This is a genomic window from Pseudomonas sp. S3_B08 (assembly GCF_054667725.1).
This window is the reverse complement of the sequence record NZ_CP162750.1, coordinates 4,543,080-4,569,932: the sequence shown is the minus strand read 5'-3', so window position 1 is coordinate 4,569,932 and position 26,853 is coordinate 4,543,080. Positions and strand designations below refer to the sequence as shown.

Genomic DNA, 26,853 nt, shown 5'->3' with positions numbered 1-26,853 from the left:
CAACGCCCCAGGAGAAAACAATATGACTCTGCGTAAATTCGCAGGGCTAGGCGCCCTGTTGTCCATCGTAATGCCCGGCATCGCCATGGCGGCAGACGAAGTGGCAGCGCCAGTCCTCAATTCCGGCGACACCGCCTGGATGCTCACCTCGACAGCGCTCGTGCTGTTCATGACCATCCCCGGCCTAGCGCTGTTCTACGGCGGTATGGTTCGCTCGAAAAACATTCTTTCCGTGCTGATGCAGTGCTTCGCCATTACCGGTCTGATCAGCATCCTGTGGGTCATTTATGGCTACAGCATTGCCTTCGACACCACCGGCATGGAGCAGGGCGTCGTCAACTTCAATTCGTTCTTCGGCGGCATGGGCAAGGCGTTCCTCGCCGGTGTCACGCCTTCGAGCATCACCGGCCCGGCGGCGCTGTTCCCTGAGGCGGTGTTCATCACCTTCCAGATGACCTTCGCGATCATCACCCCGGCGCTGATCGTCGGTGCGTTCGCCGAGCGCATGAAGTTCTCTGCGATGCTGATCTTCATGGGCATCTGGTTCACGCTGGTTTATGCACCGATCGCGCACATGGTCTGGTCCGGTAACGGCGGCCTGATGTGGGACTGGGGCGTGCTCGACTTTGCTGGCGGCACCGTGGTGCACATCAACGCCGGTATCGCCGGTCTGGTCGCGTGCCTGGTACTGGGCAAGCGCAAAGGCTTCCCGACCACACCGATGGCTCCGCACAACCTCGGCTACACCCTGATGGGCGCGGCGATGCTGTGGGTTGGCTGGTTCGGCTTCAACGCCGGTTCCGCTGCCGCTGCCAACGGCACTGCCGGTATGGCCATGCTGGTTACCCAGATCGCCACCGCCGCTGCGGCACTGGGCTGGATGTTTGCCGAGTGGGTCACCCACGGCAAGCCAAGCGCACTGGGCATTGCTTCGGGTGTGGTCGCCGGTCTGGTCGCGATCACTCCGGCCGCTGGCACTGTAGGCCCGATGGGTGCACTGGTGATCGGTCTGGCCGCAGGCGTGGTGTGCTTCTTCTGCGCCACCACCCTGAAACGCAAACTCGGCTATGACGACTCCCTGGATGCCTTCGGCGTGCACGGTATCGGCGGTATCCTCGGCGCGATCCTCACCGGTGTGTTTGCCGCACCGGCACTGGGCGGCTTCGGCACCGTGACTGACATCGGCGCGCAGGTCTGGATTCAGATCAAAGGCGTCGGCTTCACGGTGATCTACACCGCGATCGTGACTTTCATCATCCTCAAGGTGCTGGACGCCGTCATGGGTCTGCGCGTAACCGAGGAAGAAGAGTCGGTCGGCCTCGATCTGGCACAACACAACGAACGCGGCTACAACCTGTAAGTACGCGCGATAAAAAACTGCCCGGTTCGCCGGGCATTTTTTTGTCCGGGATTTGTCATTCAAGGTGCGGCTGAAAGGATTTTTCTTACGGCTTTGGTCGTCTTTACGACGAGGCTTTTTCTGCGGGCAATCGCTTACATCGCTGCAGGAATATTAGGGCCTTTGTTTTTTTTCAGAGCACGCTAGAATGCGCCCCGAACGAGCGGAGAACTGTATGTGGCAACAGACTCTGATAACCCTGCGGGCAAGGCCCCGGGGCTTTCATCTGGTGACGGACGAGTTGCTCGCAGGCTTGCCTGAACTCAAGACCTGTCGGGTCGGTCTGTTGCATTTGTGGCTGCAGCACACGTCGGCGTCGTTGACCATCAACGAGAACGCCGATCCGGCAGTTCGTCGCGACTTCGAACGATTTTTCAATCGTCTGATCCCACAAGGAACAGACGGCTACGAGCACAACGACGAAGGCCTGGACGACCTCCCGGCGCACTTCAAGGCCAGCGTGCTCGGTTGCCAGATCAGTCTGCCGGTTGCGGCAGGGCGGCTGGCACTGGGTACCTGGCAAGGGATTTATCTGGGCGAGCACCGTGATCATGGCGGTGCCCGTAAAGTCCTCGCCACCTTGCACGGTGAACAGGCATGAGCCGCTGCCGGGCAGCGGCAGAAGATTTTTCAACGGCGGCTTCGACAGCCGCCAAAGCTGGTCTATAACTAATCTGCTTTTGGCAAGTCATGAGGTAGAACATGAGCGACGATGATCTGGAAAACGACGACCTCGAAGTAGGCGACGAAGACGAGGCCGAGGAAGGCCTGGGAGCGGCAGCGGAAGACGTTACCGAAGACGATGGCGGTGACGACACGCCGGCCCCGGCTGCCAAAGGCAAAGCCAAGGCTGCGGTCTCGGTCGACGAGTTGCCGAGCATCGAAGCCAAGAACAAGGAGCGTGACGCCCTGGCCAAGGCCATGGAAGAATTCCTTGCGCGCGGCGGCAAGGTGCAGGAAGTGGAGGCCAACGTGGTCGCCGATCCGCCCAAGAAGCCGGATAACAAGTACGGCAGCCGCCCTATCTGAGGCGCGTCGCTCGCTTGCTGAAAAAGCCCGCCGTCGCTGCGGGCTTTTTCATGCCTGAAATAAATTCGTTGAAAACAAATGCAGTCCCTGTGGGAGCGAGCCTGCTCGCGAAGAGGGCATGTCAGCCGATATACATGTTGGATGACACACCGCATTCGCGAGCAGGCTCGCTCCCACAGGGCTGTAGATCAGTTCGAGGAAGCATTCCAGCGCGAGAGCACGGCGGGCAATTCGGTCAGGCTGCGAATTTCCGCATCCGGCAAGCGCTCCGCCTCCCAGAACTTGCCTGTCGGGTTGAACCACACCGCGCGCAACCCCGCCTGCTGCGCCCCGGCGATGTCATCGCCGGGATGATCGCCGACATGCACCGCCGCTTCAGCACCCACACCACCGCGCTGTAACGCTTCATGAAACAGCCGCGCATCCGGTTTGGCGATGCCGATGTCTTCGGCGCACAAGGCGAACTTGAAGTAATCCGCCAGCCCCAGCCGGCGCACGTCGGCATTGCCATTGGTGACCACGCCGAGGGCGTAATGATTGGCGAGCAGCTCCAGCAGCGGCTCGACCTCCGGGAACACTTCGATCTGATGCCGCGCATGCAGGAACACTTCAAAAGCCTTGTCAGCCAGCTCCGACGCTTCGCCGTGGGCATACCCGGCTTCTTCCAGCGCATGGAGCAGCACACGTCGGCGCAGCGCGCTGATGCGGTGTTTGAGGCCCGGTTCGCCCGCCAGCACTCGCTCGCGAATCGACCACAAATGCTCCACCGGCACCGCGCCCAGGTTCGACGCATGCTCGCTCAGCCATTCGCGCAACACGGTTTCAGCGCTGGCGATCACCGGCGCGGTATCCCACAAAGTGTCGTCGAGGTCGAAGGTGATCAACTGAATGCTCATGAATCATCGCCTTTCATGCGTTTGGCCCGGGGATGGGCGCTGTCGTAGACCGCCGCCAGATGCTGGAAGTCGAGGTGGGTATAGATCTGCGTGGTTTTGATATCGGAGTGGCCGAGCAATTCCTGCACCGCGCGCAGATCCTGTGAAGACTCGAGCAAATGGCTGGCGAACGAGTGCCGGAGCATGTGCGGATGCAGGTTCTGCCCCAGTTCGCGCTCGCCAGCCAGTTTGACCCGCACCTGAATCGCGCGCGGGCCGAGACGCTGACCTTGCTGGCTGACAAAAACCGCATCGTCCGCCGGGTTGGTCATGGCTCTAAGCGGCAACCAGTGTTCCAAGGCTTCGCGGGCCTTGGTGCCAACCGGCAACAGTCGGGTCTTGCTGCCCTTGCCGAGCACCTGAACCATGCCGTCGGCGAGGTCGAGTTGATCGAGATTGAGCCCGGTCAGCTCGGACAGGCGCAGGCCAGAAGAATAGAACAGCTCAAGAATCGCCTGATCACGCCGGGCGAGAAAATCGTCCTCGACCGCACCTTCCAGCAGCTGCAATGCGCGGTCGGTATCAAGGGTTTTCGGCAGGCGCCGTTCGCCTTTCGGCGGGGCCAGGCCGGTGGCCGGGTCGTGGTCGCACAGGCCTTCGCGATTCAAGTAGTGATAGAGCCCGCGCACCGCCGAGAGCAGGCGGGCGAGGCTGCGCGAGGACTGGCCTTGCGCATGCAACCGGGCGATCAGGCTGCGCAGGCGCTGGATGTCCAGCGCGGCCCAGCTGCCGATGTTCTGCTTGATGCACCAGCCGAGGACTTTATCGAGGTCGCGGCGATAAGCCGACAGGGTGTGCGGCGACACCTGTCGCTCACTGCGCAGATGTTCGCAGTAAGCGTCCAGTTGTCGTTCCATGGTCAGCGTACCGAGCGCAGCGAGCTGTTGACCCGTGGCAGCACACGGCCCATGACCTCGGCGATGTAACTGAGGAACAGGGTGCCGACCGAGCTCTTGTAATGCTGCGGGTCACGGCTGGCGATGGCCAGAATGCCGTGAATGCCCTGATGGCTGACGGCAACCACGGCGGTCGAGCCGATCTGCTGGCGCTGTTCTTCGCCGAAGAGGAAATCCAGCTCATGTTCACGGAGGCTGCCGCTGACGCTTTTGCCTTCGGTGAGCAGGCCGCCGATCGCGGTTTGCGCGTCGGCGTGAGTCACCCAGCGGCCGACCGGTGCGGGGTTGTCGCCGAGCAGGATCAGGCTGACGAAAGGCACCTGGAAATCCTGACGCAGGCTGTCCTCAACGCTGATGACCACGTCTTCCAGGGTCGATGCATCCATCAGCGCGAGAATCAGGCGGCGGGTCTTTTCGAACAGGCGATCGTTGTCGCGGGCCACGTCCATCAGATGCGAAAGGCGATGGCGCATCTCGATATTGCGGTCGCGCAGGATGGTCATCTGCCGCTCGACCAGCGACACGGTGTCGCCGCGTCGGTGCGGAATGCGCAACGACGGCAGCAGCTCTTCGTGCTCGACGAAGAAGTCCGGATGAGCCTCCAGGTAGGCGGCTACCGCGGCTGCCTCGAGGCTCTCGGGCGCTGATTCGTCGGCTGGTCGGGCGGGTACCTGTGGCTTGTCGGTCATGATTTCTGCTCGCTCAAAGACGCACTTGTCCTTCGTATACACGCACTGCCGGACCGGTCATCAATACCGGTTCGCCCGGGCCGGCCCACTCGATGGACAGACGTCCGCCGGGCAGGTCGATCAACAGCGGCGAATCCATCCACCCCTGACTGATGGCCGCCACCGCCGCCGCACAGGCGCCGGTGCCGCAGGCCTGGGTTTCCCCGGCGCCGCGCTCCCAAACACGCAGTTGCGCGCGATGGCGATCGATGACCTGAAGGAAGCCGACATTGACCCGCGCCGGAAAGCGCGGGTGGTGTTCGATCTTCGGCCCCAGTTCATGCACCGGTGCGCTGTTGATGTCGTCCACGCGAATGACCGCATGGGGATTGCCCATCGACACGGCGGCCAGTTCGACCGTGGTGCCATCGACTTCCAGCGGATAGCTGCTGGCCTGGGCCGGCGCCTGGAATGGAATGTCTGCCGGCACCAGGCGCGGCGCGCCCATGTTCACGCCGATCTGGCCGTCGTTACGCACGTCCAGTTCAATGATGCCGCCCTTGGTCTCGACGCGGATCTGCCGTTTGGCGGTCAGACGCTTGTCGAGCACGAAGCGGGCGAAGCAGCGCGCACCGTTGCCGCACTGCTCCACCTCCGAACCGTCGGAGTTGAAGATCCGGTAGCGGAAATCCACATCCGGGTTACTCGGTGCTTCGACGATCAGCAACTGGTCAAAACCGATACCGGTGTGGCGGTCGCCCCATTGCTTGGCGTGTTTGGGCTGAATGTGCGCGTGCTGGCTGACCAGGTCGAGGACCATGAAGTCGTTGCCCAGGCCGTGCATTTTGGTAAAACGCAGCAGCATGGGTTACTCCGGCAGCAGGCTTTCGCCGGCAAACAGCTCGGCCACGGTTTCGCGGCGACGCACTTCAAAAACCTGATCACCATCCACCAGCACCTCGGCGGCACGGCCACGGGTGTTGTAGTTGGAACTCATGACAAAACCGTAGGCGCCGGCCGAATGCACCGCCAGCAGATCGCCTTCTTCCAGCGCCAGCTCGCGGTCCTTGGCGAGGAAGTCGCCGGTTTCGCAGATCGGGCCGACGATGTCGTACTTGCGTGCAGCGCTGTCGCGCGGTTTCACCGCCGTGACGTCCATCCACGCCTGATACAGCGCCGGACGGATGAGGTCGTTCATCGCCGCGTCGACGATGGCGAAATCCTTGTGCTCGGTGTGCTTGAGGTATTCGACCTGTGTCAGCAACACGCCGCCATTGGCAACGATGAAGCGGCCTGGCTCGAACACCAGCGCCAGATCACGCCCGTCGAGACGTTCGCGCACGGCTTTGATGTAGTCGGCAGCCAGCGGCGGCTCCTCATCGCGGTAACGCACGCCCAGGCCGCCACCGAGATCGATGTGGCGCAGGTGAATCCCGCAATCGCCCAGACGGTCGACCAGATCCAGCAGGCGATCCAAGGCGTCAATAAATGGTGGCAGCGTGGTCAGTTGCGAACCGATATGGCAGTCAACGCCCACCACTTCCAGGTTCGGCAGATGCGCGGCGCGCACGTACACGTCTTCGGCGTCGGCAATGGCGATGCCGAACTTGTTCTCTTTGAGACCGGTGGAAATGTACGGGTGGGTGCCGGCATCGACGTCCGGGTTCACGCGCAGCGAAACCGGGGCGCGAACACCCAGCTCGGCGGCGACTACTTGCAGGCGCTCAAGCTCATCGGTGGACTCGACGTTGAAGCAGTGCACGCCGACTTCGAGGGCGCGGCGCATGTCGTCACGGGTCTTGCCGACGCCGGAGAAAACGATCTTGTCGGCGCTGCCACCAGCGGCCAGTACACGTTCCAGCTCGCCACGGGAAACGATGTCGAAACCGGCGCCGAGACGGGCCAGGACATTCAGTACGCCGAGGTTGGAGTTGGCTTTGACCGCGAAGCAGACCAGATGCGGCATACCGGCCAGCGCATCGGCGTAGGCCAGATATTGCGCTTCGATGTGCGCGCGCGAGTAGACATAGGTGGGCGTGCCGAAGCGGTCGGCGATGGCGGACAGCGCCACACCTTCCGCGAACAGCTCCCCGCCACGGTAGTTAAAAGCGTCCATGGCGATCCCTTAGTAAACGTCGTGCTTGTGAGCCTTGGATGGCTGCTTCTGCGAAGACTGGGCTTGTTCGGCCGGGTCCTGATCGTCATCCGGCAGGTACAGCGGGCCTTTTTGACCACAGGCCGAAACGAGGCAGGCAACCGCGACGAGCGCAGCAAGGGAAGAGATCAGGCGCTTCATGGCGAAATCCTTGAAAATGCGTTAATTGCGCCGGAGTATACCGGCCACCCGGCAGCTTGCCTATGCGAGGGGGTTCCCGTCCGGCGGGGCTCCTGTGATGCGCATCATCCCCGTGGGAGCGAGCCTGCTCGCGAAGGCGTCGGCAAATTCAACAGGCTCGTTGCCTGACACACCGCTTTCGCGAGCAGGCTCGCTCCCACGGGGGCGGTGTTGGATGGGCCGACAGGTGCTTGGTCGTTAATCTTTGCAATCGGTCGGCAGCGTCCGTATCTTTCGGCGCTTGAGCCTGATCAGACATTTTTGAGGTTGCCGCAATGAGTTTGTCCGAAGCCCGTTTCCACGATCTGGTCGATGCTACCCAGCAGACGCTGGAAGATATCTTTGATGACAGCGACCTGGATATCGACCTGGAGAGCTCGGCAGGTGTCTTGACCGTCAAGTTCGAAAATGGCTCGCAGCTGATCTTCAGCCGCCAGGAGCCGTTGCGTCAGCTGTGGCTGGCGGCCGTGTCCGGTGGTTTCCACTTCGACTACGACGAAGAAAGCGAGCGCTGGATGTGCGACAAGAGCGAAGAGCAATTGGGCGAAATGCTTCAGCGCCTCGTCAAGCAGCAGGCTGGCGCCGAATTCGATTTCGAAGGTCTGTGATTCGTGACGGATGCCGCGCCTGTTCGCCCGCCGAAACCGCTCTACAGCAACGTCAGCCCGGCGGTGCCTTCGCCGTGCACGGGCGTATGCCGACTGGACGAACAGAAAGTCTGTCTCGGCTGCGCACGCCACGTTGAAGACATTCGCGAATGGCGCTCGGCGGACGATCAGCGGCGCCGGGTGATTTGCCAGCAGGCTACCGCACGAAAATCCCAAGCCTGTTGATAATGTGGCGAGGGGATTTATCCCCGTTGGGTCGCGTAGCGGCCCCAAAATCTATACGGCTGCTGCGCAGCCGAACGGGGATAAATCCCCTCGCCACAAGGGTTTCACCCAGGCAAAAAAGGGCGTGACTTGTATATTTTTTGAGCTGTGATAGTGTCCGCGAACGCCTCAAACCACCGAGGCACGGTGAAAACCCCGTCTTTTTTGGCGGGGTTTTGCTTTTTTTGTGCAGAAGAAAGGAGTCTGCCTGGATCATGACCGCACCTTCCATCACCCTTACCCGTCTGGACGTGCAACGTCTGGAGCGCCTGATCGACAGCCTGAGCGACAAAGACCAGGCTGCGCCGGGCGTGATTGCGCTGCAAACCGAGCTGGACCGCGCCGATACCGTGGTCGGCCACGATGAAGTGCCCGCCGATGTCGTGACCATGAATTCCCGCGTGCATTGCCGCGAAGAAGGCAGTGGCAAGGATTACCACCTGACGCTGGTCTATCCCAAGGACGCCAACGCCGACGAAGGCAAAATTTCCATTCTGGCGCCGGTCGGCAGTGCGCTGCTGGGCCTGAAGGTCGGTCAGCATATCGATTGGCCGGCGCCGGGCGGCAAATCGCTGAAACTGACCTTGCTGGAAGTGGAATCGCAACCGGTCAACGGCGGCGCCTTTCCCGAATAAATCCCCGCTTCAAACCTGTTCGAGCGCTTCATTCAACGAGCGCTCCAGGTCCGCCTTGTAGCGCAGATACAGATTGCTTGAACTGTGCCCGTCACCGAGCAGACCCGACAGGTCGAGGTCGGTGATGTAGCAGCGATAACGCTCGGTCTCGCGACGCTGCTCGACGATCTCCCGGGCGACCACGCTGAACAACTGGTCGCCATGCTCCAGCTCGCTGAATTCCCGCTGATTGCAGTACAAGGTGACCTGCACTTCGCCGGGTGCGGCTTTGCCGATGATTGCCTGCACGTCGTAGAACGGTTTGTTCACCGGGGTCTGCGGTGCTGGTCGGGTTTCGACCCTGCGCGAGCGCCCCGGGCCTGACGGCAACAGCTGGTAATACAAAGTCTCGGGGCTGCCCGCAGGGCCACCGTCCATCGGCAATTGCGCTTCACGGCGGTACTGGATCGATTGCAGAAAACGCTGCAGCGGCACCAGCAGACTCTGCTCGTCGTGGTATGGCAGCTGCTGTTGCCACAGCGCATTGAATTCATCCAGCACGTACAGCTCCGCCTGCTGTTCGCTGATGCGATAGAACACCTGAATGCACTCCGGCTGACCCATCGGCAGGATCAGCGCGAGGTCGTGATCTTCCAGCGCCATCGGGTCGAGGTGCAGCGGGCTGTAGCGCGGTTGTTCTTCGCCCAGATAATCGAGCAGTGCCGGCAGGGTGGCGAGGGCGACATGGTTGACCTGACCCGGCACCAGCTCCAGCACGTGATAGTGCTGCTGCACCTGAATCAGGTAGCGGTGATTCAGCTCGCTGAGCAACAGGGTCTGCGCGGTGTCGACGATTTCTTCGACGCGGCGGGCAATGAATTGCGCGCGGTTGTGGCAGAAGCAGCGCACTTTCAGCGACGGCTGCACCGGGCCGCGCGGCAGGTTGTTGAGGTAATCGCGCAGGCAGTCGAGCAGCGCATGCGGGCCGTCGAAACGATTGACCAGCACTTCGTTCCAGCTGTTGAGCGTGACCTGATCGAGGGTCAGCACCAGGTTCTCGCGCACGCCGGCATAGCTCAGCGAGTCGGTGCGTTCGGTGGTCATCAAAATATTCAGATCACGGTGATGCTTGAGCGGATCGACGCCGACGTTGATCAGCAGCAGCACTTCGCTGGGCACGGCGGCGCGCAGCAAGGGCTCTTCGGCGACGGTGGACAAGGGCAGGGCGATGCACTGCTGCAGGCTGCCGAGCAGGTTGAACAGCTCGAACTCGCTCAAGTCGCTGGTGCCCGGATGCAGGGCCAGGCGGGTGCTGCTGTCGATCACGCCGTTGCGGTGGCACCAGGTCAGCAGTTCAAGTAGCTCGCGACTGCGCTTGATCGGCGCGAAATGTTCCCACTCCAGCGCCGTCAGGCTGCCGTTGTACAAACCCCACTGGGTCTGCCCCGGCTCCTTTTTGTTCGGCGACTGCACCAGGGTCAGGGTGTCTTCGGCCAGGTCCGGGGCGATGCCCGGATTGATGAACTCGACCTTGTCGGCCTTGCGCTCGAAAGCCGCATACAGGCGCCGGCCGAGCACATTGAGGTCGCGCTTGTTGATCAGGCTGACAGTCTGTTCGCTGCGGGCGAACTGGGTCAGGAAGCGATAGCTGTAGTTGAGTTCGTTGACCAGCGCGCGGCGCTCGGCGCTGACCTGGCGGACTTTCCACTGACTGCGGCTGTCGAGCAGCGCCAGTTGCCGCTGATCCCAGTGCCACTCGCCGGCCAGGCGTTCGAGCAGTGCGCGTTGCCAACCCTGGCTGCGGCTGTTGCCGGTGAGCTTGCGGTTGACCTTCAGATACAGCGCGCGGCGCACCAGCTCAAGACGCTCCGGTTCGTTGCGGGCGAGCAGGTATTCCTCGATACGCCGGTACACGACCATGTACGGGTCAAGCTCATCGAGATCGAGCTGATTGGCGAACACGGCTTTCTTGAAGCGCAGGCTCAGGCACTGCACTTGCGGATGTTCGCTGGCGTACACCTCGGTCAGCAGCAGTTTGAGCACCGACTTGTAGGGCGACTCGATGCCTTTGAACAACTGCCACAATCCGGCACCGATGAATTCCCCGGGCGGAATGGTCGCCATCGGCCCGAGATCCAGGGTTTCGTCGGCGCGAATAAAGCGTTTGGACAGCAGGGTGTGGGTGTAAGCGTCGTAGGCTGTTTCTTCATAGACTGGCACCAGCCACCAGATCGGCGTGCGCCCGGCCAGCCAGATCGCCGTGCGATAAAACTCGTCGAGCAGCAGATAGTGCTGGGTGCTGCCGCAGTTTTCCGAACTGAGCTGAGCATCACGTTCGCCTTTGACGAAGCGCGCCGGGTCGATCAGGAAGAAATGCGCCTCGGCACCCTGGCTCGCGGCCCAGGTTTCCAGCAACTGGCATTTCTTGCGTAGCTCGGCGAGTTCGCTTTCGCTCAGATCTGGGGCATGGCAGACCCACACATCCATGTCGCTCTGATCGGCCTGTGCCAGCGTGCCGAGGCTGCCCATCAGGAACAGACCGTGAATCGGTCGCGGCGGGTTGCTGCCATGGCGCGGTTTGTAAGAAAACGAGCGGGTCAGGCGCTGCGCCTCGGTCAGCGCATTGGCGTCCGGCTCATAATTCGAGAGACCGGCCGGCGTACTGCCCGAGACATAGCCGGGCAGCAACGGATGATTGACGTGAAAGAACAGCGGCAACAGCGTCAGCACGCTTTGCTGGCGCGTCGACAAACCTTCGAGGGCGCGGCCGAGGCGGCCTTCATTGAGTTTGAGAAAACGGGCGCGCAGTTGGCTGAGTACCTTGCGGTCGATGCCTTCGTCCAGGTCGGGGCGGATTTCGTGGGTGCGCGTCATGTCAGCTCAAACCGGCTTGCAGGCTCGGACGTAGAGGGTCTCGGAATGGCCGCAGTTTAGCCTCTGCGCAGCAGGAGGTTTAAGCTGAATTTGTTTTTTGACGTCAGATTTTCATTGGCAGTGATCAGGCTGGCCCGCGGAAATCCCGTGGCAGGAGTTTCCGTGGGCAAAGTCGGAAAAAGTCAGGCGGTTTCCTGCTCTCTCAGAATCGTCAGTACGGTCTGCACGTTTTGCGCGGCATCGCGGCCGAGGCTGGTCAGATAACCGCCATCGGGCTGGTCGGTTAGTTCTTTTTCGAAGAGGCGTTTGGCGGCGGCTATGTGTTTCGGGGCAGCGGTCTGATGAATTTTCAGACCTTCCTGGGAACTGTCCAGGTTGAAGAGTGCAAGGACTTCCAGTTCGGCAACCAACTCAGGGGTAAGCGACATAAGGACTCCAGACTTTCTAGGAATTGGACGACAGCGCCTCTAAGGTGAACCCGCTGGTGCAGCATGTCCAGTGCTCGGATCAGGGGATTTTGTCTTGAGGCGAATTCCAGTGTAGTCCGCATAAAAAAGATCGCAGCCTTCGGCAGCTCCTACAGGAGATTGGTGCAGGAGCTGCCGAAGGCTGCGATCTTTTGATCTTAGAGCTTTTCCGGTGGCAGCTCTGGCAATGCGCGCAAGGCTGCTTCATACCATTCGGTGTTGAACGCGCGGTCTTCATCGAGCATCGCGTCAATCTCATAGGCAAGCACGTGAGCCATGAGGTTGAGGATCTCCTCACGTTCCATGCCGACCAGGGTCAGCTTGTTCAATGTCGCCTTGGCCGCCGGCGGGTTGTCGCTTTCGATCTGGTTTTCGATGGCTTCGATCAGCGTCGCTTCGGTGAATGCTTCTTCGTCGTCATCGTTGACGATATCTGTCGGCTCGCTCATGGCAGGCTCCTCAGGGAAAGGCGCCAGTTTACCCGCATTCAGCGGCGTGATGCTGCTGGCGGGAAACGTCGCGGCGATCTATAAACAGGCACTGCCCACCCCGCACGGCCTGGAGGCTCTGTGATGTTCAAGCTCTACGGATTTGCTGTCAGCAACTACTACAACATGGTCAAACTGGCGCTGCTGGAAAAAGGCCTGCCCTTCGAAGAGGTGACGTTCTACCCGGCGCAAACCCCGGAGTCACTGGCGATCAGCCCGCGCGGCAAGGTCCCGGTGCTGGGTGTCGACGCCGGTTATATCAACGAAACCGCGATCATTCTCGAATACCTCGAACAATCACAAAAGGGCACGCCGCTCCTGCCCAGCGATCCGTTCGAGCGCGCGCAGGTATTGGCGATTGCCAAGGAGATCGAGTTGTACATCGAGTTGCCGGGGCGTGCCTGCTATGGCGAGGCGTTTTTCGGTATGACATTGCCGGAGCCGATCAAAGAGAAAACCCGGACCGAGCTGCTGCTGGGCTTCGCCGCGCTGGGCCGTCATGGCCAGTTCGCCCCGTATGTGGCGGGTGACAGCCTGAGCATTGCCGATTTGTATTTCCTCTACAGCGTGCCGCTGGCCTGTGCGGTCGGGCAGAAGCTGTTCGGGATTGATCTGCTGGCCGAGATGCCGCAGGCGAAAGCGCTGCTGGAGCGGTTAGAGCAGAATCCGCATGTGCAGAAGATTGCGGCGGATAAAGACGCGGCCATGCCGGCGTTTTTGGCGATGATTGCTGCCAAGAAGTGAATTTTGTAGCGCTCAGAAGTCAGTCATCGCTGGCAAGCCAGCTCCCACAGGGCTATGGGTCGAACGCAAAATTGTGTTCCACGAAGAACCCTGTGGGAGCGGGCTTGCCCGCGATGCTTCTAGCGGCTGGCGATTAGGGCCTGACCGCGCGCCACCGCAGCCTTGACCTGCGCCGGCGCAGTCCCGCCGATATGATCGCGGGCATTCACCGAGCCTTCCAGGGTCAGCACGGCAAACACGTCCTGCTCGATCTGATCGCTGAACTGACGCAGTTCTTCGAGGCTCATCTCGGCCAGATCCTTGCCGGTGTCGACGCCGTATTTCACCGCGTGGCCAACGATTTCATGGCAATCACGGAACGGCAGGCCACGGCGCACCAGATAATCCGCCAGGTCAGTCGCAGTGGAGAAACCGCGCAGTGCCGCTTCACGCATGATCGCGTGTTTCGGCTTGATCGCCGGGATCATGTCGGCAAACGCGCGCAGCGAATCGCGCAGGGTGTCGGCGGCGTCGAACAGCGGCTCCTTGTCTTCCTGATTGTCCTTGTTGTAGGCCAGCGGCTGGCCCTTCATCAGGGTCAGCAGGCCCATCAGCGCGCCGAAGACGCGGCCGGTCTTGCCGCGTACCAGTTCGGGCACGTCAGGGTTTTTCTTCTGCGGCATGATCGAGCTGCCAGTGCAGAAACGATCCGGCAGATCGATGAACTGGAACTGCGCGCTGGTCCACAGCACCAGCTCTTCGGAGAAGCGCGACAGGTGCATCATCGCGATGCTTGCGGCCGAGCAGAATTCGATGGCGAAGTCACGATCGGAGACGTTGTCCAGCGAGTTGCCGCCGACGGCGTCGAAGCCGAGCAGTTGCGCGGTGTATTCGCGGTCGATCGGGTAGGTGGTGCCGGCCAGTGCGGCGCTGCCCAATGGCATGCGGTTGGTGCGCTTGCGGCAGTCGACCAGACGCTCGTAGTCGCGGCTGAGCATTTCGAACCAGGCCAGCATGTGGTGCCCGAAAGTTACCGGCTGCGCGGTCTGCAAGTGGGTGAAGCCCGGCATGATGCTTGCGGCCTCACGCTCGGCTTGCTCCAGCAGGCCTTTTTGCAGGCGGGTGATCTCGGCGAGGATCAGGTCGATTTCATCGCGCAGCCACAGGCGGATATCGGTGGCGACCTGGTCGTTGCGGCTGCGCCCAGTGTGGAGCTTTTTACCGGTGACGCCGATGCGGTCGGTCAGGCGTGCTTCGATGTTCATGTGCACGTCTTCGAGGTCGACGCGCCAGTCGAACTGGCCGGCCTCGATTTCGCCCTGAATGGTCTTCAGGCCATCGATGATGCTGTCGCGCTCGGCATCGGTCAGCACGCCGACCTTGGCCAGCATGGTGGCGTGGGCAATTGAGCCCATGATGTCGTGGCGATACAGGCGCTGGTCGAAAGTGACGGAGGCGGTGAAGCGGGCGACGAAGGCGTCGACGGGTTCACTGAAGCGGCCGCCCCAGGACTGATTGGTCTTGTCAGTGCTCATGAATTCGCTCGTATCGGCTTGAAGAAATGGCGTGAAACGCTGGCGCGGATAATAACAGGGTTGCCAATCCTGTCGCTGACACCGGTCGATACGTTTTTTCGCGGATGTGTCAGGCATGTCCGGCGCGGTCTGCAAGGAATTTACAAAAGGATATTTTTTGATTGAGCAATATCGTTCCGACGAACGTCTACAGTGGACATAAGGGTCGGTGCGAATGCGGATCATGCAAAGGTCCGGCCACTGGCTATAAGAAGAGGGGGCGGGTGAGTTGTACAACGGTCACCCACCGCGAGAAACGCAGGAAACACTGGGCTCTGAGCCGTTCGACCCGGACGCTGGCAAATATTGCTGGCCGACGTACGGCACTTTTTGGCGCTCGGGCTAGTCTTAGCGTGGATCGCGGTGACGGAGGTCACTACACCTGTCTACGCTATCCTTGTGCGAGACTCACGCAGGAATCCAGCGCAATATGAATGTCCTGATCGTTGATGACGAACCCCTGGCTCGCGAGCGCCTAAGCCGTATGGTGAGCGAGCTCGAGGGTTACACAGTCCTGGAGCCCAGTGCCACGAATGGCGAGGAGGCGTTAGCGCTGATCGACAGCCACAAGCCGGATATCGTGCTGCTCGATATCCGCATGCCGGGCCTCGATGGCCTGCAGGTTGCTGCCCGACTGTGCGAACGAGAGACGCCGCCGGCCGTGGTGTTTTGCACCAGTCCCGATGAATTTGCCGTGGAAGCCCTGCAGGCCAGCGCCGTGGGCTATGTGGTGAAACCTGTGCGAACCGAACACTTGAATGAAGCCCTGAAGCGGGCTGAACGTCCCAACCGGGCGCAACTCTCGGCCCTGACCCGTCCCGCTGCCGAAAGTGGCAACGGCCCACGCAGCCACATCAGCGCACGGACCCGTAAAGGCATCGAGCTGATTCCGCTGGATCAGGTGGTCTACTTCATCGCCGACCACAAATACGTGACCCTGCGTCACGAAGCCGGCGAGGTGCTGCTCGACGAACCCCTCAAAGCCCTCGAAGACGAATTCGGCGAACGCTTTGTGCGTATCCACCGCAACGCGCTGGTCGCTCGCGACCGCATCGAGCGCTTGCAACGCACCCCACTGGGACATTTCCAGTTGTTCCTCAAAGGCCTCAATGGCGATGCGCTGATTGTCAGCCGGCGGCATGTTGCCGGTGTGCGCAAGATGATGCAGGGGCTGTGACCCGGTCTTCTCCGGGCCTTTCGCGTTCTTTTACCCGGCATGGCAGGCCAGGGAGGCCGCGCCGGTTCTGATTCAGGTCAAAGTGAAATTGACTGAGCTGTTATTATCCGCCGTATCTATTCAGTACGGATTGTTCCATGTCCCCTCGCGAAATCCGCATCGCCACCCGTAAAAGTGCGCTGGCCCTCTGGCAGGCCGAATATGTCAAAGCCCGTCTCGAGGCGGCCCACCCGGGCCTGCTGGTGACGCTGGTGCCCATGGTCAGTCGCGGTGACAAGCTGCTCGACTCGCCACTGTCGAAGATCGGCGGCAAGGGCCTGTTCGTCAAGGAACTGGAAACCGCGCTGCTGGAAAACCAAGCGGATATCGCCGTGCATTCGATGAAAGACGTGCCGATGGACTTCCCGCAAGGCCTGGGCCTGTTTTGCATCTGCGAGCGTGAAGACCCGCGCGATGCTTTCGTCTCCAACACCTACGCCAGTCTTGAAGCGCTGCCTGCCGGTGCCATCGTCGGCACCTCGAGCCTGCGTCGGCAAACGCAATTGCTGGCGCGTCGCCCGGATCTGCAGATCCGTTTCCTGCGTGGCAACGTCAACACCCGTCTGGCCAAGCTCGACGCCGGCGAGTACGACGCGATCATCCTCGCTGCGGCGGGCTTGATCCGCCTGGGTTTCGAAGATCGCATCACTTCGGCGATCAGTGTCGATGACAGCCTGCCGGCCGGTGGCCAAGGCGCGGTCGGCATCGAATGCCGCAGCGCCGACCACGAAATCCACGCCTTGCTCGCACCTTTGCATCACGCCGATACCGCTTCGCGGGTGAACGCCGAACGCGCCCTCAACAAACATTTGAACGGCGGCTGCCAAGTGCCGATCGCCTGCTACGCCGTGCTTGAGGGCGAGCAGTTGTGGTTGCGCGGTCTGGTCGGTGAGCCGAGCGGTGGCAAGCTTCTCAGTGCCCAAGCCCGGGCGCCGCGTGCCGACGCGGAAACCTTGGGTGTGCAGGTCGCTGAAGACTTGCTCAAGCAAGGCGCTGACGACATTCTCAAAGCTGTCTACGGCGAGGCGGGTCACGAGTGACAGCCTGGCGCCTGCTGCTGACGCGCCCGGCAGACGACTGCGCGGCGCTGGCCGAACAGCTGGCCGGGCACGGGATTTTCAGCAGTTGTCTGCCGCTTTTGGACATTGTTCCGCTGCCGGTCTCTGACACTATTCGCCAAGCGATTTCGCGATTGCCCGCTTGCAGCGCAGTGATCGTGGTCAGCAAACCGGCGGCGCGGATCGCGGTGGACTTGCTCAAGTCTGAAGGTGCGCCGCCATTGAGCATGCCGTGGTTCAGCGTCGGCGCGGCGACCGCAGGCATTCTTCGCGAACACGGTCTCGATGTGAGCTTTCCGGTTGACGGCGATGACAGTGAAGCCTTGTTGCAATTGCCGCGTCTGCGCGAGGCGGTCAGCCAGCCCGGCGCGCAGGTGATGATCCTGCGCGGCGAGGGCGGTCGTGAACTGCTCGCCGAGCGCCTGCGCGCGCTTGGTGCTAGTGTCGAGTATCTGGAGTTGTATCGCCGTGAACTGCCAGCCTATCCGCTGAACGAGCTGCCACGGCGGATCGAAGCGGAACGCTTGAACGGGCTGGTGGTCAGCAGTGGACAGGGTTTCGAGCACCTGCGGCAGATGGCCGGCGATGCCTGGCCGAAGATCGCGCCGTTGCCGTTGTTTGTTCCAAGTCCGAGAGTCGCCGAGCTGGCACGTGCCGCCGGGGCTCAAACAGTTGTGGATTGCCGCGGCGCGAGTGCCGCGGCTTTGCTGACGGCGTTACGGGAATGTCCCGTGCCGTTTTCTAATGCAAAGGATGGATACGTGAGCGAAACAGCCTTGCCAAAAGATGACGTCCAGCCTGCGCTCGATGCCCAGGTTGAAACTCCACCACCGGCCAAAGAGCCGCGCCGAGGCAATGGACTGGCAATTGTCGCCCTGCTGCTCGGCGCCGCCGGTGTCGCCATTGGCGGCTGGGGTGTCTGGCAGGTGCGCCACCTGCAGAACAACACGCAGCAACAGTCGAGTCAGGTGCAGGCGCTGAACGATCAGGCGCAGAGTCTGAAGCTCAACGAACAGCGTCTGACCGAACGCCTGGCGCAGCTGCCCGGTGCTGACGAGCTCGCCGAGCGCCAGCGTCTGGTCACGCAATTGCAGGGCGATCAGCAGCGCCTCAATCAACGTCTGGAAACCGTCCTCGGCGCCAGCCGCAAGGACTGGCGTCTGGCCGAGGCCGAGCACTTGCTGCGTCTGGCCAGCCTGCGCCTTTCAGCGCTGCAGGACATCAGCAGCGCCCAGGCACTGGTGCAGGGCGCCGATGAAATTCTCCGTGAGCAGAACGATCCGGGTTCCTTCGCCGCGCGCGAGCAAGTGGCGAAAACCCTGGTCGCCTTGCGCAGCACCGAACAGCCGGATCGCACCGGGCTGTTCCTGCGTCTCGGCGCGCTGCGCGATCAGGTCATCGACCTCACCGAGCTGGCGCCGGAGTACAAGGATCGCGGCGAGTCCCTGCTGGGGCTGACCGCCGATGGCGATGGCGCCGGTCGCTGGGCGCAGTGGTGGGACAAGGTGTCGCGCTATATCCGCATCGATTTCAACGCTGACAAAAACGTCAAACCGCTGCTGGCCGGGCAAAGCCTGAGCCAGGTGCGCCTGGCCCTGAGCCTGGCGCTGGAGCAAGCGCAGTGGGCGGCGCTCAACGGTCAGGCGGCGGTGTACACCCAGGCGCTGGCCGAGGCACGCGATGTGCTCAAGGGCAATTTCAACCCGGACAATCCGCAAAGCAAAGTCATGCTGGAACAGGTCTCCGAGCTGAGCAAGGAACCGGTCACCGTCAAGACGCCGGATCTGACCGGCACCTTGAGTGCGGTGCAGGGGTATCTGGAGCGGCGTAACGTCAATGCTGAAGAATCGGTGAAACCGTTCGCCAAGCCTGCCGCCAATGCTGCGCAGGAGGCGACCCCATGAAGCGCCTCTATGTAATCGTGTTTCTGGTCATCGCCGCGACGGCAGCGCTGGGCCTGGCGATTGCCGAGCATTCCGGTTACGTGCTGGTGGCGTACAAGAGCTTCCGCTACGAATCGAGCCTGTGGGCGACCTTGGCGGTGATAGCGGTGCTGTGGCTGCTGTTCTGGGGCATCAAGGTGCTGGTCGAGCTGGTGATGACCTCCACCGGCGTGGTCAATCCGTGGTCGCGACGCAATCGCAGCCGCCGCGTGCAAGTGGCGATCGAGCACGGGCAGCTGGATCTGGCTGAAGGTCGCTGGGCCAGTGCGCAACGGCATCTGACCCGCGCGGCGGAAGCCGAGCGCCAGCCATTGCTTTATTACCTCGGCGCCGCACGTGCGGCGAACGAGCAAGGTCAGTACGAAGAAAGTGATCGTTTGCTCGAACGTGCGCTGGAGCGTCAGCCGCAAGCCGAATTGGCGATCGCTCTGAGTCACGCACAATTGCAGACCGATCGTGGCGACACCGACGGTGCGCTGGTGACCTTGCAGGCAATGCATGAACGGCATCCGCGCAGCGCGCAGACGTTGCGTCAATTGCAACGTCTGCATCAGCAGCGTGGCGAATGGTCGGCGGTGATTCGTTTGCTGCCTGAGTTGCGCAAGGACAAAGTGCTGCCGCCGGCAGAACTGGCCGAGCTCGAACGGCGCGCCTGGGGTGAGAACCTCTCGCTGGCAGCGCATCGTGAAGAAGACGGTACGGTGGGTCTGCAATCGCTCAAGCGGGCGTGGGAACAGCTGACTTCGGCGCAGCGTCAGGAAGCACCTTTGGTACTGGCCTATGCCGAGCAATTGCGCCAGCTGGGCGCTCAGGTCGAGGCCGAAGAGGTCCTGCGTACAGCGCTCAAGCGCAAATACGACAGCCATCTGGCGCGGCTTTATGGTCTGGTTCGTGGCAGTGATCCTGCGCGTCAGTTGCAGACGGCCGAGGGCTGGCTCAAGGAGCACCCGGCCGATCCGAGCCTGCTGCTGACCCTTGGACGCCTGTGTCTGCAAACCAGCCTTTGGGGCAAGGCCCGTGACTATCTGGAAAGCAGTCTGCGCGTGCAGCGCAATCCGGAGACCTGTGCGGAGTTGGCCCGTCTGCTTGCACAGCTTGGCGATACCGAGCGCAGCAATCAGTTGTTCCAGGAAGGTCTGGGGCTGCTGGATGAACGCTTGCTGGCGGCGCCGTTGCCGGTTGCGGCGAAGGTCTGAATGGCGAGGGAGGTTGCTCCCTCGTGAACTTCAATGACCGAAAATTCCCCTTCTTTGCGCTCTACAGACAAAGTCCTACAAAGCGCTTCACCGTTTCCTATCGAGCCTGTCGGGTTTTCCCTACACCTGTGGTGAACTGTCGCCAGGCCCTTGCCTTGAAAGGCTGACACGCTTTCCTCTACCGTAACCGTCTGTCTCTACTGTTACGGAAAAGCCATGTCGTTGGCCTGCTCACGCTCCTTGTTCTTCATGGCTTTCATTGCGGGGGCCTTTGCTCTGGGAGCTTCCTATTACCTCGAATACGCGGTCGGACTGACGCCTTGCAGTCTGTGCCTGGTGCAGCGGTTGTTCCTCACATTGCTGTGCATCGGCTGTGGCGTGGCGGCGGTGCATGGCCCCCGGCGCGTTGGCTTATGGTGGTACTGGCTGTTTGCGCTCGGCGCCAGTCTGGGGGGAACCACCGCTGCGTGGCGGCAGGTGTTGATTCAGAGTGACTCCATGCTGCAACTGGTCAAATGCTCGCCCACCGTGGAGTCACTGTTCAGCGAACTGCCGTGGATCTGCGCCTTGCAACGGATGTTCAACGGCGGCGCTGATTGTGCGGATATTTCCTGGACACTGTTCGATTTGAGCATCCCCGAATGGAGCCTGCTGTTTTTTGTCGGTGTGTCGATCCTTGCGGTTTATCAGTTGCTGCGTCTGATCTGGAGTGCTCTGCAACGACCGGTCAGCGACGAAGCGTCGCACCACATGCTGGTCAGGGATTAAACACTTGTATGAACTTTATCTCCTGCGTACCTTGAAGCCATAGGCGTGCGGGCATAATCTGGCCGGCACGTGTCATTGGATTTATGTTGCTCGATGACGCTCTGCCCGATCGTCCACCAGTCAAATCAGAACAGGGGCGCGGGTGTAGAGCAGCATGACCCACAAGGGAAGAGAGATCGCCATGCTCGAAAGTTGTCAGAATGCTCAGGAACGTTGGGGTGGGGTTCATCTGCTGATCGACCGCTGGTTGCAGGAGCGTGAAGAGCTGATCGTCGCCTACGACAAGCTCGGTGCGCAGCCTGATTCGCTGTCCGAAAGCCGCAAACCCTTGTTGGAGTTCTGCGGTGTACTGGTCGATTACGTATCGGCGGGTCACTTCGAAATCTATGAACAGCTGACCGGCGAAGCCAAGGCGTTCAACGACAAGCGCGGCCTGGAACTCGCCGAGACCATCTACCCGCGCATCGACGTCATTACCGAGAAGCTGCTCGCATTCAATGATCTGTGCGACGAAGGCAAATGCGTTGCGGAGAAATTCAAGGAATTGGGCGGCTTGCTGCATGAGCGCTTTGAACTTGAGGATTGCCTGATCGAAGTGCTGCACACGGCACACAAGGAAGAATATTCGGTTCAGGCCTGATCCACGTCCTTCATGAAAAACGGTGCGCCCGCAAGCGCACCGTTTTTTTATGCCTGATCAGCTCGTCGCACCACGCAACTCCACTTCAAAAACCAGAGGCGTGAACGGCGCAATCAGGTCGCCGGCACCGTCGGCGCCATAGGCTTGATCCGATGGAATCACCAGCCGCCATTTCGCCCCCACCGGCATGTTCTGCAAGGCGGTGCGCCAACCGGCAATCACGCTGTCGAGGTTGAACCATTGCGGCTGGGTGTTCTGATCGAACACAGTGCCGTCCGGCAGCTTGCCGACATACAGCACCTGCACTTTGCCGTCCGGGCCGGCCTTGGCGCCAGTGCCCGGAACCAGTTCAGTCAGGAGAATGCCATCGGCCAGTTCCTTCACCCCCGGTTTGGCTTTTTCCGCACTGAGAAAGCGTTGCTCGTTTTCCATCGCAGCATCGCTCGACTGCCGTGAAGCCTGCTCGGCATTTTGCGATTCATGGTCGGCCAGAATCTGTTCAATGCGCGCTTCACTCAACGCCAGTGGCTTGCCCTGATATGCCTGTTGCAGACCTTCGATCAGCGCCTGGATCTGCAACTGCGGCACCTCTTGGCGCAGTCGTTCGCCGAGGCTGGCACCGAGGCTGTAAGCCAGATCATGAGCATCGTTCGCCGTGGTTTTTTCATCGGCATACGCCGTCGAAAAAAACACGCAGAGGGACAAAATAAAGTAGCGCGACATGGGCACTCTCCGACCTGAGATGCGGGGGATTATGCCAGTGCAAACGTCTGCATCGGTGAACTGCTTTTTCCTCGGCGCAGAACATTTCGGCTGCGGTGCAACGCAACGGTGCAGATACTGTCAACATGCCCTAGCGGCGGTATCAGCAGAGGTCTAGTATGAGCCGCACTCACGTCAGCCAGGAGGTAAACCATGTCGGCCACCAAGAAGCCTGTAAATACTCCGTTGCACTTACTCCAACAATTGTCGGGCAGCCTGCTCGAGCATTTGGAAAACGCTTGCTCGCAAGCCTTGGCTGATGCTGAAAAACTGCTCGCCAAGCTGGAAAAACAGCGTGGCAAGGCGCAGGAAAAACTGCACAAATCGCGCACCAAGTTGCAGGACGCCGCCACTGCCGGCAAAGCCAAGGCTCAGAACAAAGCCAAGTCTTCCGTGAAAGAACTCGAAGACCTGCTGGACGCTTTGAAAGATCGCCAGTCCGAGACCCGCAGCTACATTCTGCAGCTCAAGCGCGATGCCCAGGAAAGCCTGAAACTGGCCCAGGGTGTTGGCCGCGTTCAGGAAGCAGTGGGCAAAGTTCTGTCGTCGCGTTCGGCCAAACCGGCAGCAGCACCAGCGAAGAAAGTCGCTGCTAAACCTGCTGCAAGCAAAGCCCCGGCGAAGACCGCTGCGGCGAAACCTGCTGTTGCGAAAACCGCCACCAAACCAGCGGCCAAGGCGCCAGTGAAAGCGGCTGCCAAACCAGCGGCGAAAACTGCAGCGAAGAAGCCGGCGGCGAGCGCGGCAAAACCGGCGGCTAAAACCACCGCAGCCAAACCTGCTGCAGCCAGGCCAGCAGTGAAAGCCACCCCTGCCAAAGCCGCTGCAAAACCGGCCGCGAGCAAAGCTGCACCGGCGAAAACCGCAGCCGCCAAACCTGCTGCCAAAGCAGCAGCGAAACCAGCAGCAAAACCTGCTGCCAAGACTGCCGCTGCGAAGCCTGCTGCCAGGACTGCGGCCAAGCCGGCCGGCGCCAAACCTGCTGCGAAAGTGACGGTAAAACCGGCTGCCAAACCAGCCGCAACATCGGCAGCAAAACCTGCGGCAAAAACCGCTGCGAAACCGGCCGCCAAGCCTGCTGCCAAGCCTGCGACCGCTGCTGCAAAACCGGCCGCCAAGCCAGCCGCAAAACCAGCGGTGAAAAAGCCTGCAGCTGCCAAACCAGCCGCGACCAAACCGGCCACCGCTCCAGCGGCCAAGCCTGTCACTGCCGCTACCCCGGCTGCTCCAGCTGCGTCGGCACCGTCGTCCGCCGCCCACTCGACCACTTCGACTGCGCCAGCGCCAGCTGCTTCGTCGAACGTCAGCAGCACCCCGACCAGCGCTTCCTAAGTGCCGGTTGCCGCGACGCGCAGCACTTGCAGCTCGTCGCGGTTCAGGCTGGCGGCATTGCCGGCCAGGTCTTCAAGCCAGGTCACCGAACCTGCATCGTTGCGCGTCCACTCCTGCGCCACACCTTCAAGGCGTGAAAGCAAGGTGCGCTCAGCTTCAAGCTCCAGTGATTTGATCTGCTCGCGCATGCCGGCCACCACCGCATCGTCGATGGCCCGCGCTTTCCATTGCAGGCGCAGGGTTCGCAGCGGCTGCACCACTTCGATATCCCATGGCGCGGTGAGAGCCTTGAGCAGGCGTACGCGCGGCTGATCGCAGGCCACCGCGCGCTGCTCCAGCCACAAACCGCACAGCAGCAGGCAGACATTGGCGCCCGCCGTTTGCAATTGCAGGCAGGCATCTTCCACACCCGGGCGGGCGTAGACATCAAGGGCAAAGCTCCACAGGTCAGAGGACATCGTGCTACTCGCGCCAGTTGTGAGCGAAGCTGGTAGACTCCGCCGCCATTATGATCCGACTTCAGAACCTGACTTTACAGCGTGGCCCGCAACGTCTGCTAGAAGACGCCGAGCTGACCCTGCACGCCGGCCACAAAGCCGGCCTTATCGGTGCCAACGGTGCCGGCAAATCCAGCCTGTTCGCCCTGCTGCGCGGCGAGTTGCACCCGGATTCGGGCGACTGCCTGCTGCCGGCCGACTGGCGTATCGCGCACATGCGCCAGGAGGTCGACACCCTCGAACGCCTGGCGGTCGATTATGTGCTCGATGGCGACCTGCGTCTGCGCGAGGTGCAACGCGAGCTTGCCGCCGCCGAGCAGGCCCACGACGGCACCGCGCTGGCGCGCCTGCACGCCGAACTCGACAGCGCCGACGGTTACACCGCCGATGCGCGGGCGCGCAAGCTGCTCGCCGGTCTTGGGTTCACCAATGAGCAGATGGATCGTCAGGTAGGCGATTTCTCCGGTGGCTGGCGGATGCGTCTGAATCTGGCGCAGGCACTGATGTGCCCGTCGGATCTGCTGCTGCTCGACGAACCGACCAACCACTTGGACCTCGATGCGATCATCTGGCTCGAAGAGTGGCTGAAGAGTTATCCGGGCACCTTGCTGCTGATTTCCCACGACCGGGATTTCCTCGACGAAGTGGTCGATCACGTTGCCCATGTCGATCAGCGCAAACTGACTCTCTACCGGGGCGGCTACACCGCGTTCGAGCGCGCCCGTGCCGAGCGTCTGGCCCAGCAGCAACAGGCCTACGAGAAGCAGCAGGCGCAGCGTGCGCACATGGAAAGCTACATCGCTCGCTTCAAGGCGCAAGCGACCAAGGCCCGTCAGGCGCAGAGCCGGATCAAGGCGCTGGAGCGCATGGAAGAATTGTCGGCGGCCCACGTCGATTCGCCGTTCGACTTTGTCTTCCGCGAGTCGACCAAGATCTCCAGTCCGCTGATCGACCTGTCCGATGCACGCCTGGGTTATGGCGACAAGACCATCCTCGAGAAGGTCAAGCTGCAACTGACCCCGGGTGCGCGGATCGGTCTGCTTGGGCCGAACGGTGCGGGTAAATCGACGCTGATCAAGAACCTCGCCGGCGAGCTCGAACCGCTGGCCGGGCGCCTGACCCGTGGCGAAAACACCGTGGTCGGCTACTTCGCCCAGCATCAGCTCGATTCGCTGGACTCCAAGGCCAGCCCGTTGCTGCACTTGCAGCGCCTCGCGCCGGGTGAGCGCGAGCAGACCTTGCGCGACTTCCTTGGCGGCTTCGACTTCCGGGGTGCGCGCATCGATGAGCCGGTGCTGAATTTCTCCGGTGGCGAGAAGGCGCGTCTGGCCCTCGCGTTGATCGCCTGGGAACGGCCGAACCTGCTGCTGCTCGACGAACCGACCAACCACCTCGATCTGGAAATGCGTCTGGCGCTGACCATGGCCCTGCAGGAATTCAGCGGTGCGGTGCTGGTGGTCTCTCACGATCGGCACTTGCTCAAGAGCACCACCGACAACTTCTATCTGGTCGCTGACGGCAAGGTCGAAGAGTTCGACGGCGATCTCGAAGACTACGCGCGCTGGCTGGTGGAATACCGTCAGCGCAATGCGCCGGTCAGCAACACGCCTGTCAACCCGGACAAGACCGACAAGAAAGCGCAGCGCCAGGCGGCGGCAGCGTTGCGTCAGCAACTGGCGCCGCACAAGCGCGAGGCCGACAAGCTTGAAGCCGAGCTGGGCAAGCTCCACGAGAAACTGGCCAAGGTCGATGCCAGCCTCGGTGACAGCGATATCTACGAGCCGGCGCGCAAGAATGAATTGCGTGATCTGCTCGCCGAACAGGCGAAATTGAAGGTTCGTGAAGCCGAGCTGGAAGAAGCCTGGATGGAAGCGCTGGAAACCCTGGAAAGCATGCAGGCGGAGCTGGAGGCGTTGTCCTGATGGAAGCCTTCAAGCTGCCTTTCTCGGCGGTGTGGGTCGAACCGTTGTGGTTCACCGCGCAGATTCTGCTGATTCTGCTGGCCGGTTACCTGACCCAGCGTTTCGTCGCCAAAGGCCTCACTCGCCTGGGTGAGCGCTATCCGTTTCCGCCGCAGTTGCTGATGCCGCTACGCGGCGTGTTGCGCTGGCTGATCATGGGCAGCGCGCTGCTCTTCGTGCTCGAGCGCCTCGGCGTTTCGGCCACGGTGCTGTGGACGGCGCTGTCGGGATTTGTCGCGGTGGCGGCGGTGGCGTTCTTCGCCATGTGGAGCGTGCTGTCGAACCTGCTCTGCGCGATTCTGATCTTCACCGTCGGGCCGTTCCGCCTCGGCGACGTAGTCGAGCTGGTGGATACCACCGACAAGCCTGGCGTCAAAGGCCGGGTGATCGCGATCAATCTGCTCTACACCACGCTGGTCGAGGCCGAAGAGTTGGGCACCGGCAGCGCCATGGTGCAGGTGCCGAACAGCCTGTTCTTCCAGCGTTCGGTGCGGCGTTGGCGCGGGACAGATGTGTTTCCGTCGAGTGGCTTTGAGAAGTAGCTTTTCCAGCAAGATCAAAAGATCGCAGCCTTCGGCAGCTCCTACATTTGGAATACGATCCCTG

At 61.5% G+C, this 26,853-nt stretch carries 28 protein-coding genes and 2 pseudogenes; 18 read left to right on the top strand and 12 right to left on the bottom strand.

Going from position 1 to position 26,853, the window contains the following annotated elements; translation table 11 throughout:
* Positions 1-22 precede the first annotated feature (22 nt).
* The 3 genes from AB4N73_RS20780 (at position 23) to sutA (ending at position 2,428) form a co-directional block, all read left to right on the top strand.
* A complete protein-coding gene (locus AB4N73_RS20780) occupies positions 23-1,360 on the top strand; it encodes an ammonium transporter (protein ID WP_041476939.1) in 1,338 nt (445 codons plus the stop codon).
* A gap of 214 nt (positions 1,361-1,574) precedes the next feature.
* Entirely contained in the window at positions 1,575-2,000 is a 426-nt protein-coding gene (locus tag AB4N73_RS20775) for a secondary thiamine-phosphate synthase enzyme YjbQ (RefSeq protein ID WP_071172132.1), read from the top strand.
* A 101-nt stretch (positions 2,001-2,101) separates the two neighbouring features.
* Positions 2,102-2,428 carry a transcriptional regulator SutA gene (gene sutA, locus AB4N73_RS20770; protein ID WP_236167761.1) on the top strand — a complete coding sequence of 109 codons (327 nt, stop codon included), beginning with the start codon at positions 2,102-2,104 and terminating at the stop codon, positions 2,426-2,428.
* A 188-nt stretch (positions 2,429-2,616) separates the two neighbouring features.
* On the opposite strand, the gene AB4N73_RS20765 is transcribed toward sutA, so the two are convergent.
* From AB4N73_RS20765 to lptM, 6 genes are read right to left on the bottom strand one after another with little or no spacing between them, the layout of a single operon-like run.
* Entirely contained in the window at positions 2,617-3,324 is a 708-nt protein-coding gene (locus AB4N73_RS20765) for an HAD family hydrolase (protein ID WP_460142489.1), read from the bottom strand.
* Positions 3,321-4,220 carry a tyrosine recombinase XerC gene (gene xerC, locus AB4N73_RS20760; RefSeq protein WP_460142488.1) on the bottom strand — a complete coding sequence of 300 codons (900 nt, stop codon included), beginning with the start codon at positions 4,218-4,220 and terminating at the stop codon, positions 3,321-3,323. The genes AB4N73_RS20765 and xerC overlap by 4 nt, the downstream gene beginning before the upstream one ends.
* Positions 4,221-4,222: 2 nt before the next feature.
* A complete protein-coding gene (locus AB4N73_RS20755) occupies positions 4,223-4,948 on the bottom strand; it encodes a DUF484 family protein (protein ID WP_236167760.1) in 726 nt (241 codons plus the stop codon).
* A 13-nt stretch (positions 4,949-4,961) separates the two neighbouring features.
* On the bottom strand, positions 4,962-5,792 hold the full coding sequence (gene dapF, locus AB4N73_RS20750) for a diaminopimelate epimerase (protein ID WP_056791632.1): 831 nt from the start codon (positions 5,790-5,792) through the stop codon (positions 4,962-4,964).
* A 3-nt stretch (positions 5,793-5,795) separates the two neighbouring features.
* Entirely contained in the window at positions 5,796-7,043 is a 1,248-nt protein-coding gene (lysA, locus tag AB4N73_RS20745; RefSeq protein WP_056791636.1) for a diaminopimelate decarboxylase, read from the bottom strand.
* A 9-nt stretch (positions 7,044-7,052) separates the two neighbouring features.
* Entirely contained in the window at positions 7,053-7,223 is a 171-nt protein-coding gene (gene lptM / locus AB4N73_RS20740) for an LPS translocon maturation chaperone LptM (RefSeq protein WP_016772589.1), read from the bottom strand.
* Positions 7,224-7,537: 314 nt separating this feature from the next.
* Here lptM and cyaY point away from each other — a divergent pair, with 314 nt between their 5' ends.
* The 3 genes from cyaY (at position 7,538) to rnk (ending at position 8,769) form a co-directional block, all read left to right on the top strand.
* Entirely contained in the window at positions 7,538-7,870 is a 333-nt protein-coding gene (gene cyaY, locus AB4N73_RS20735) for an iron donor protein CyaY (protein WP_056791639.1), read from the top strand.
* 3 nt (positions 7,871-7,873) lie between these two features.
* Positions 7,874-8,095, top strand: coding sequence for a DUF1289 domain-containing protein (locus AB4N73_RS20730; RefSeq protein ID WP_076564524.1), 222 nt, complete (start codon positions 7,874-7,876; stop codon positions 8,093-8,095).
* Between the two features lie 254 nt (positions 8,096-8,349).
* Positions 8,350-8,769, top strand: coding sequence for a nucleoside diphosphate kinase regulator (gene rnk / locus AB4N73_RS20725; protein ID WP_024014769.1), 420 nt, complete (start codon positions 8,350-8,352; stop codon positions 8,767-8,769).
* Between the two features lie 9 nt (positions 8,770-8,778).
* Here rnk and AB4N73_RS20720 read toward each other — a convergent pair whose 3' ends face one another.
* From AB4N73_RS20720 to AB4N73_RS20710, 3 genes are all read right to left on the bottom strand, one after another.
* Positions 8,779-11,622, bottom strand: a complete 2,844-nt coding sequence (locus AB4N73_RS20720) for a class I adenylate cyclase (RefSeq protein WP_252877095.1) — start codon at positions 11,620-11,622, stop codon at positions 8,779-8,781.
* Positions 11,623-11,804: 182 nt separating this feature from the next.
* Complete coding sequence (locus AB4N73_RS20715) at positions 11,805-12,050, bottom strand: TIGR02647 family protein (RefSeq protein ID WP_003229392.1); 246 nt, start codon at positions 12,048-12,050, stop codon at positions 11,805-11,807.
* 197 nt (positions 12,051-12,247) lie between these two features.
* Positions 12,248-12,538 carry a hypothetical protein gene (locus AB4N73_RS20710; RefSeq protein WP_150637099.1) on the bottom strand — a complete coding sequence of 97 codons (291 nt, stop codon included), beginning with the start codon at positions 12,536-12,538 and terminating at the stop codon, positions 12,248-12,250.
* Between the two features lie 123 nt (positions 12,539-12,661).
* On the opposite strand from AB4N73_RS20710, the gene AB4N73_RS20705 reads away from it, so the two are divergent.
* A complete protein-coding gene (locus tag AB4N73_RS20705) occupies positions 12,662-13,321 on the top strand; it encodes a glutathione S-transferase family protein (protein ID WP_150742927.1) in 660 nt (219 codons plus the stop codon).
* A gap of 119 nt (positions 13,322-13,440) precedes the next feature.
* Here AB4N73_RS20705 and argH read toward each other — a convergent pair whose 3' ends face one another.
* Positions 13,441-14,835: an argininosuccinate lyase gene (gene argH, locus AB4N73_RS20700; protein WP_039757402.1), complete on the bottom strand. Its 1,395-nt coding sequence runs from the start codon at positions 14,833-14,835 to the stop codon at positions 13,441-13,443.
* A 317-nt stretch (positions 14,836-15,152) separates the two neighbouring features.
* Here argH and AB4N73_RS20695 point away from each other — a divergent pair.
* From AB4N73_RS20695 to AB4N73_RS20660, 8 genes and pseudogenes are all read left to right on the top strand, one after another.
* A pseudogene (locus tag AB4N73_RS20695) lies at positions 15,153-15,308 on the top strand (sensor histidine kinase); the annotation flags it as partial.
* Positions 15,305-16,051 carry a LytR/AlgR family response regulator transcription factor gene (locus AB4N73_RS20690; RefSeq protein WP_016772598.1) on the top strand — a complete coding sequence of 249 codons (747 nt, stop codon included), beginning with the start codon at positions 15,305-15,307 and terminating at the stop codon, positions 16,049-16,051. The pseudogene AB4N73_RS20695 and the gene AB4N73_RS20690, both read left to right, overlap by 4 nt.
* A gap of 137 nt (positions 16,052-16,188) precedes the next feature.
* Positions 16,189-17,130: a hydroxymethylbilane synthase gene (hemC, locus tag AB4N73_RS20685; RefSeq protein ID WP_460142487.1), complete on the top strand. Its 942-nt coding sequence runs from the start codon at positions 16,189-16,191 to the stop codon at positions 17,128-17,130.
* Positions 17,127-17,873 (top strand): annotated as a pseudogene (locus AB4N73_RS20680) (uroporphyrinogen-III synthase); the annotation flags it as partial. The gene hemC and the pseudogene AB4N73_RS20680, both read left to right, overlap by 4 nt.
* Positions 17,874-17,909: 36 nt before the next feature.
* A complete protein-coding gene (locus AB4N73_RS20675) occupies positions 17,910-19,052 on the top strand; it encodes a uroporphyrinogen-III C-methyltransferase (RefSeq protein ID WP_056791721.1) in 1,143 nt (380 codons plus the stop codon).
* Positions 19,049-20,287, top strand: coding sequence for a heme biosynthesis protein HemY (locus AB4N73_RS20670; RefSeq protein WP_042607105.1), 1,239 nt, complete (start codon positions 19,049-19,051; stop codon positions 20,285-20,287). Before AB4N73_RS20675 ends, AB4N73_RS20670 begins: the two co-directional genes overlap by 4 nt.
* A gap of 216 nt (positions 20,288-20,503) precedes the next feature.
* Positions 20,504-21,055 carry a disulfide bond formation protein B gene (locus tag AB4N73_RS20665; RefSeq protein ID WP_041476921.1) on the top strand — a complete coding sequence of 184 codons (552 nt, stop codon included), beginning with the start codon at positions 20,504-20,506 and terminating at the stop codon, positions 21,053-21,055.
* A 181-nt stretch (positions 21,056-21,236) separates the two neighbouring features.
* Complete coding sequence (locus tag AB4N73_RS20660; RefSeq protein ID WP_056791659.1) at positions 21,237-21,695, top strand: Rsd/AlgQ family anti-sigma factor; 459 nt, start codon at positions 21,237-21,239, stop codon at positions 21,693-21,695.
* A gap of 57 nt (positions 21,696-21,752) precedes the next feature.
* Here the strand turns inward: AB4N73_RS20660 and AB4N73_RS20655 are convergent, their stop codons facing one another.
* Positions 21,753-22,418 (bottom strand): FKBP-type peptidyl-prolyl cis-trans isomerase, encoded by a 666-nt coding sequence (locus tag AB4N73_RS20655; RefSeq protein WP_256807755.1) that lies wholly within the window; start codon positions 22,416-22,418, stop codon positions 21,753-21,755.
* 192 nt (positions 22,419-22,610) lie between these two features.
* Here AB4N73_RS20655 and AB4N73_RS20650 point away from each other — a divergent pair, with 192 nt between their 5' ends.
* Positions 22,611-23,789, top strand: coding sequence for an AlgP family protein (locus AB4N73_RS20650; RefSeq protein ID WP_256807757.1), 1,179 nt, complete (start codon positions 22,611-22,613; stop codon positions 23,787-23,789).
* Here AB4N73_RS20650 and AB4N73_RS20645 read toward each other — a convergent pair.
* Complete coding sequence (locus tag AB4N73_RS20645; protein WP_256807759.1) at positions 23,786-24,247, bottom strand: TIGR02444 family protein; 462 nt, start codon at positions 24,245-24,247, stop codon at positions 23,786-23,788. The genes AB4N73_RS20650 and AB4N73_RS20645 overlap by 4 nt on opposite strands.
* A 50-nt stretch (positions 24,248-24,297) precedes the next feature.
* Between AB4N73_RS20645 and AB4N73_RS20640 the strand changes: the two genes are divergently transcribed.
* Positions 24,298-26,208: an ATP-binding cassette domain-containing protein gene (locus AB4N73_RS20640; protein WP_056791667.1), complete on the top strand. Its 1,911-nt coding sequence runs from the start codon at positions 24,298-24,300 to the stop codon at positions 26,206-26,208.
* Positions 26,208-26,789 carry a mechanosensitive ion channel family protein gene (locus tag AB4N73_RS20635; RefSeq protein WP_056791670.1) on the top strand — a complete coding sequence of 194 codons (582 nt, stop codon included), beginning with the start codon at positions 26,208-26,210 and terminating at the stop codon, positions 26,787-26,789. Before AB4N73_RS20640 ends, AB4N73_RS20635 begins: the two co-directional genes overlap by 1 nt.
* Positions 26,790-26,853: the final 64 nt, after the last annotated feature.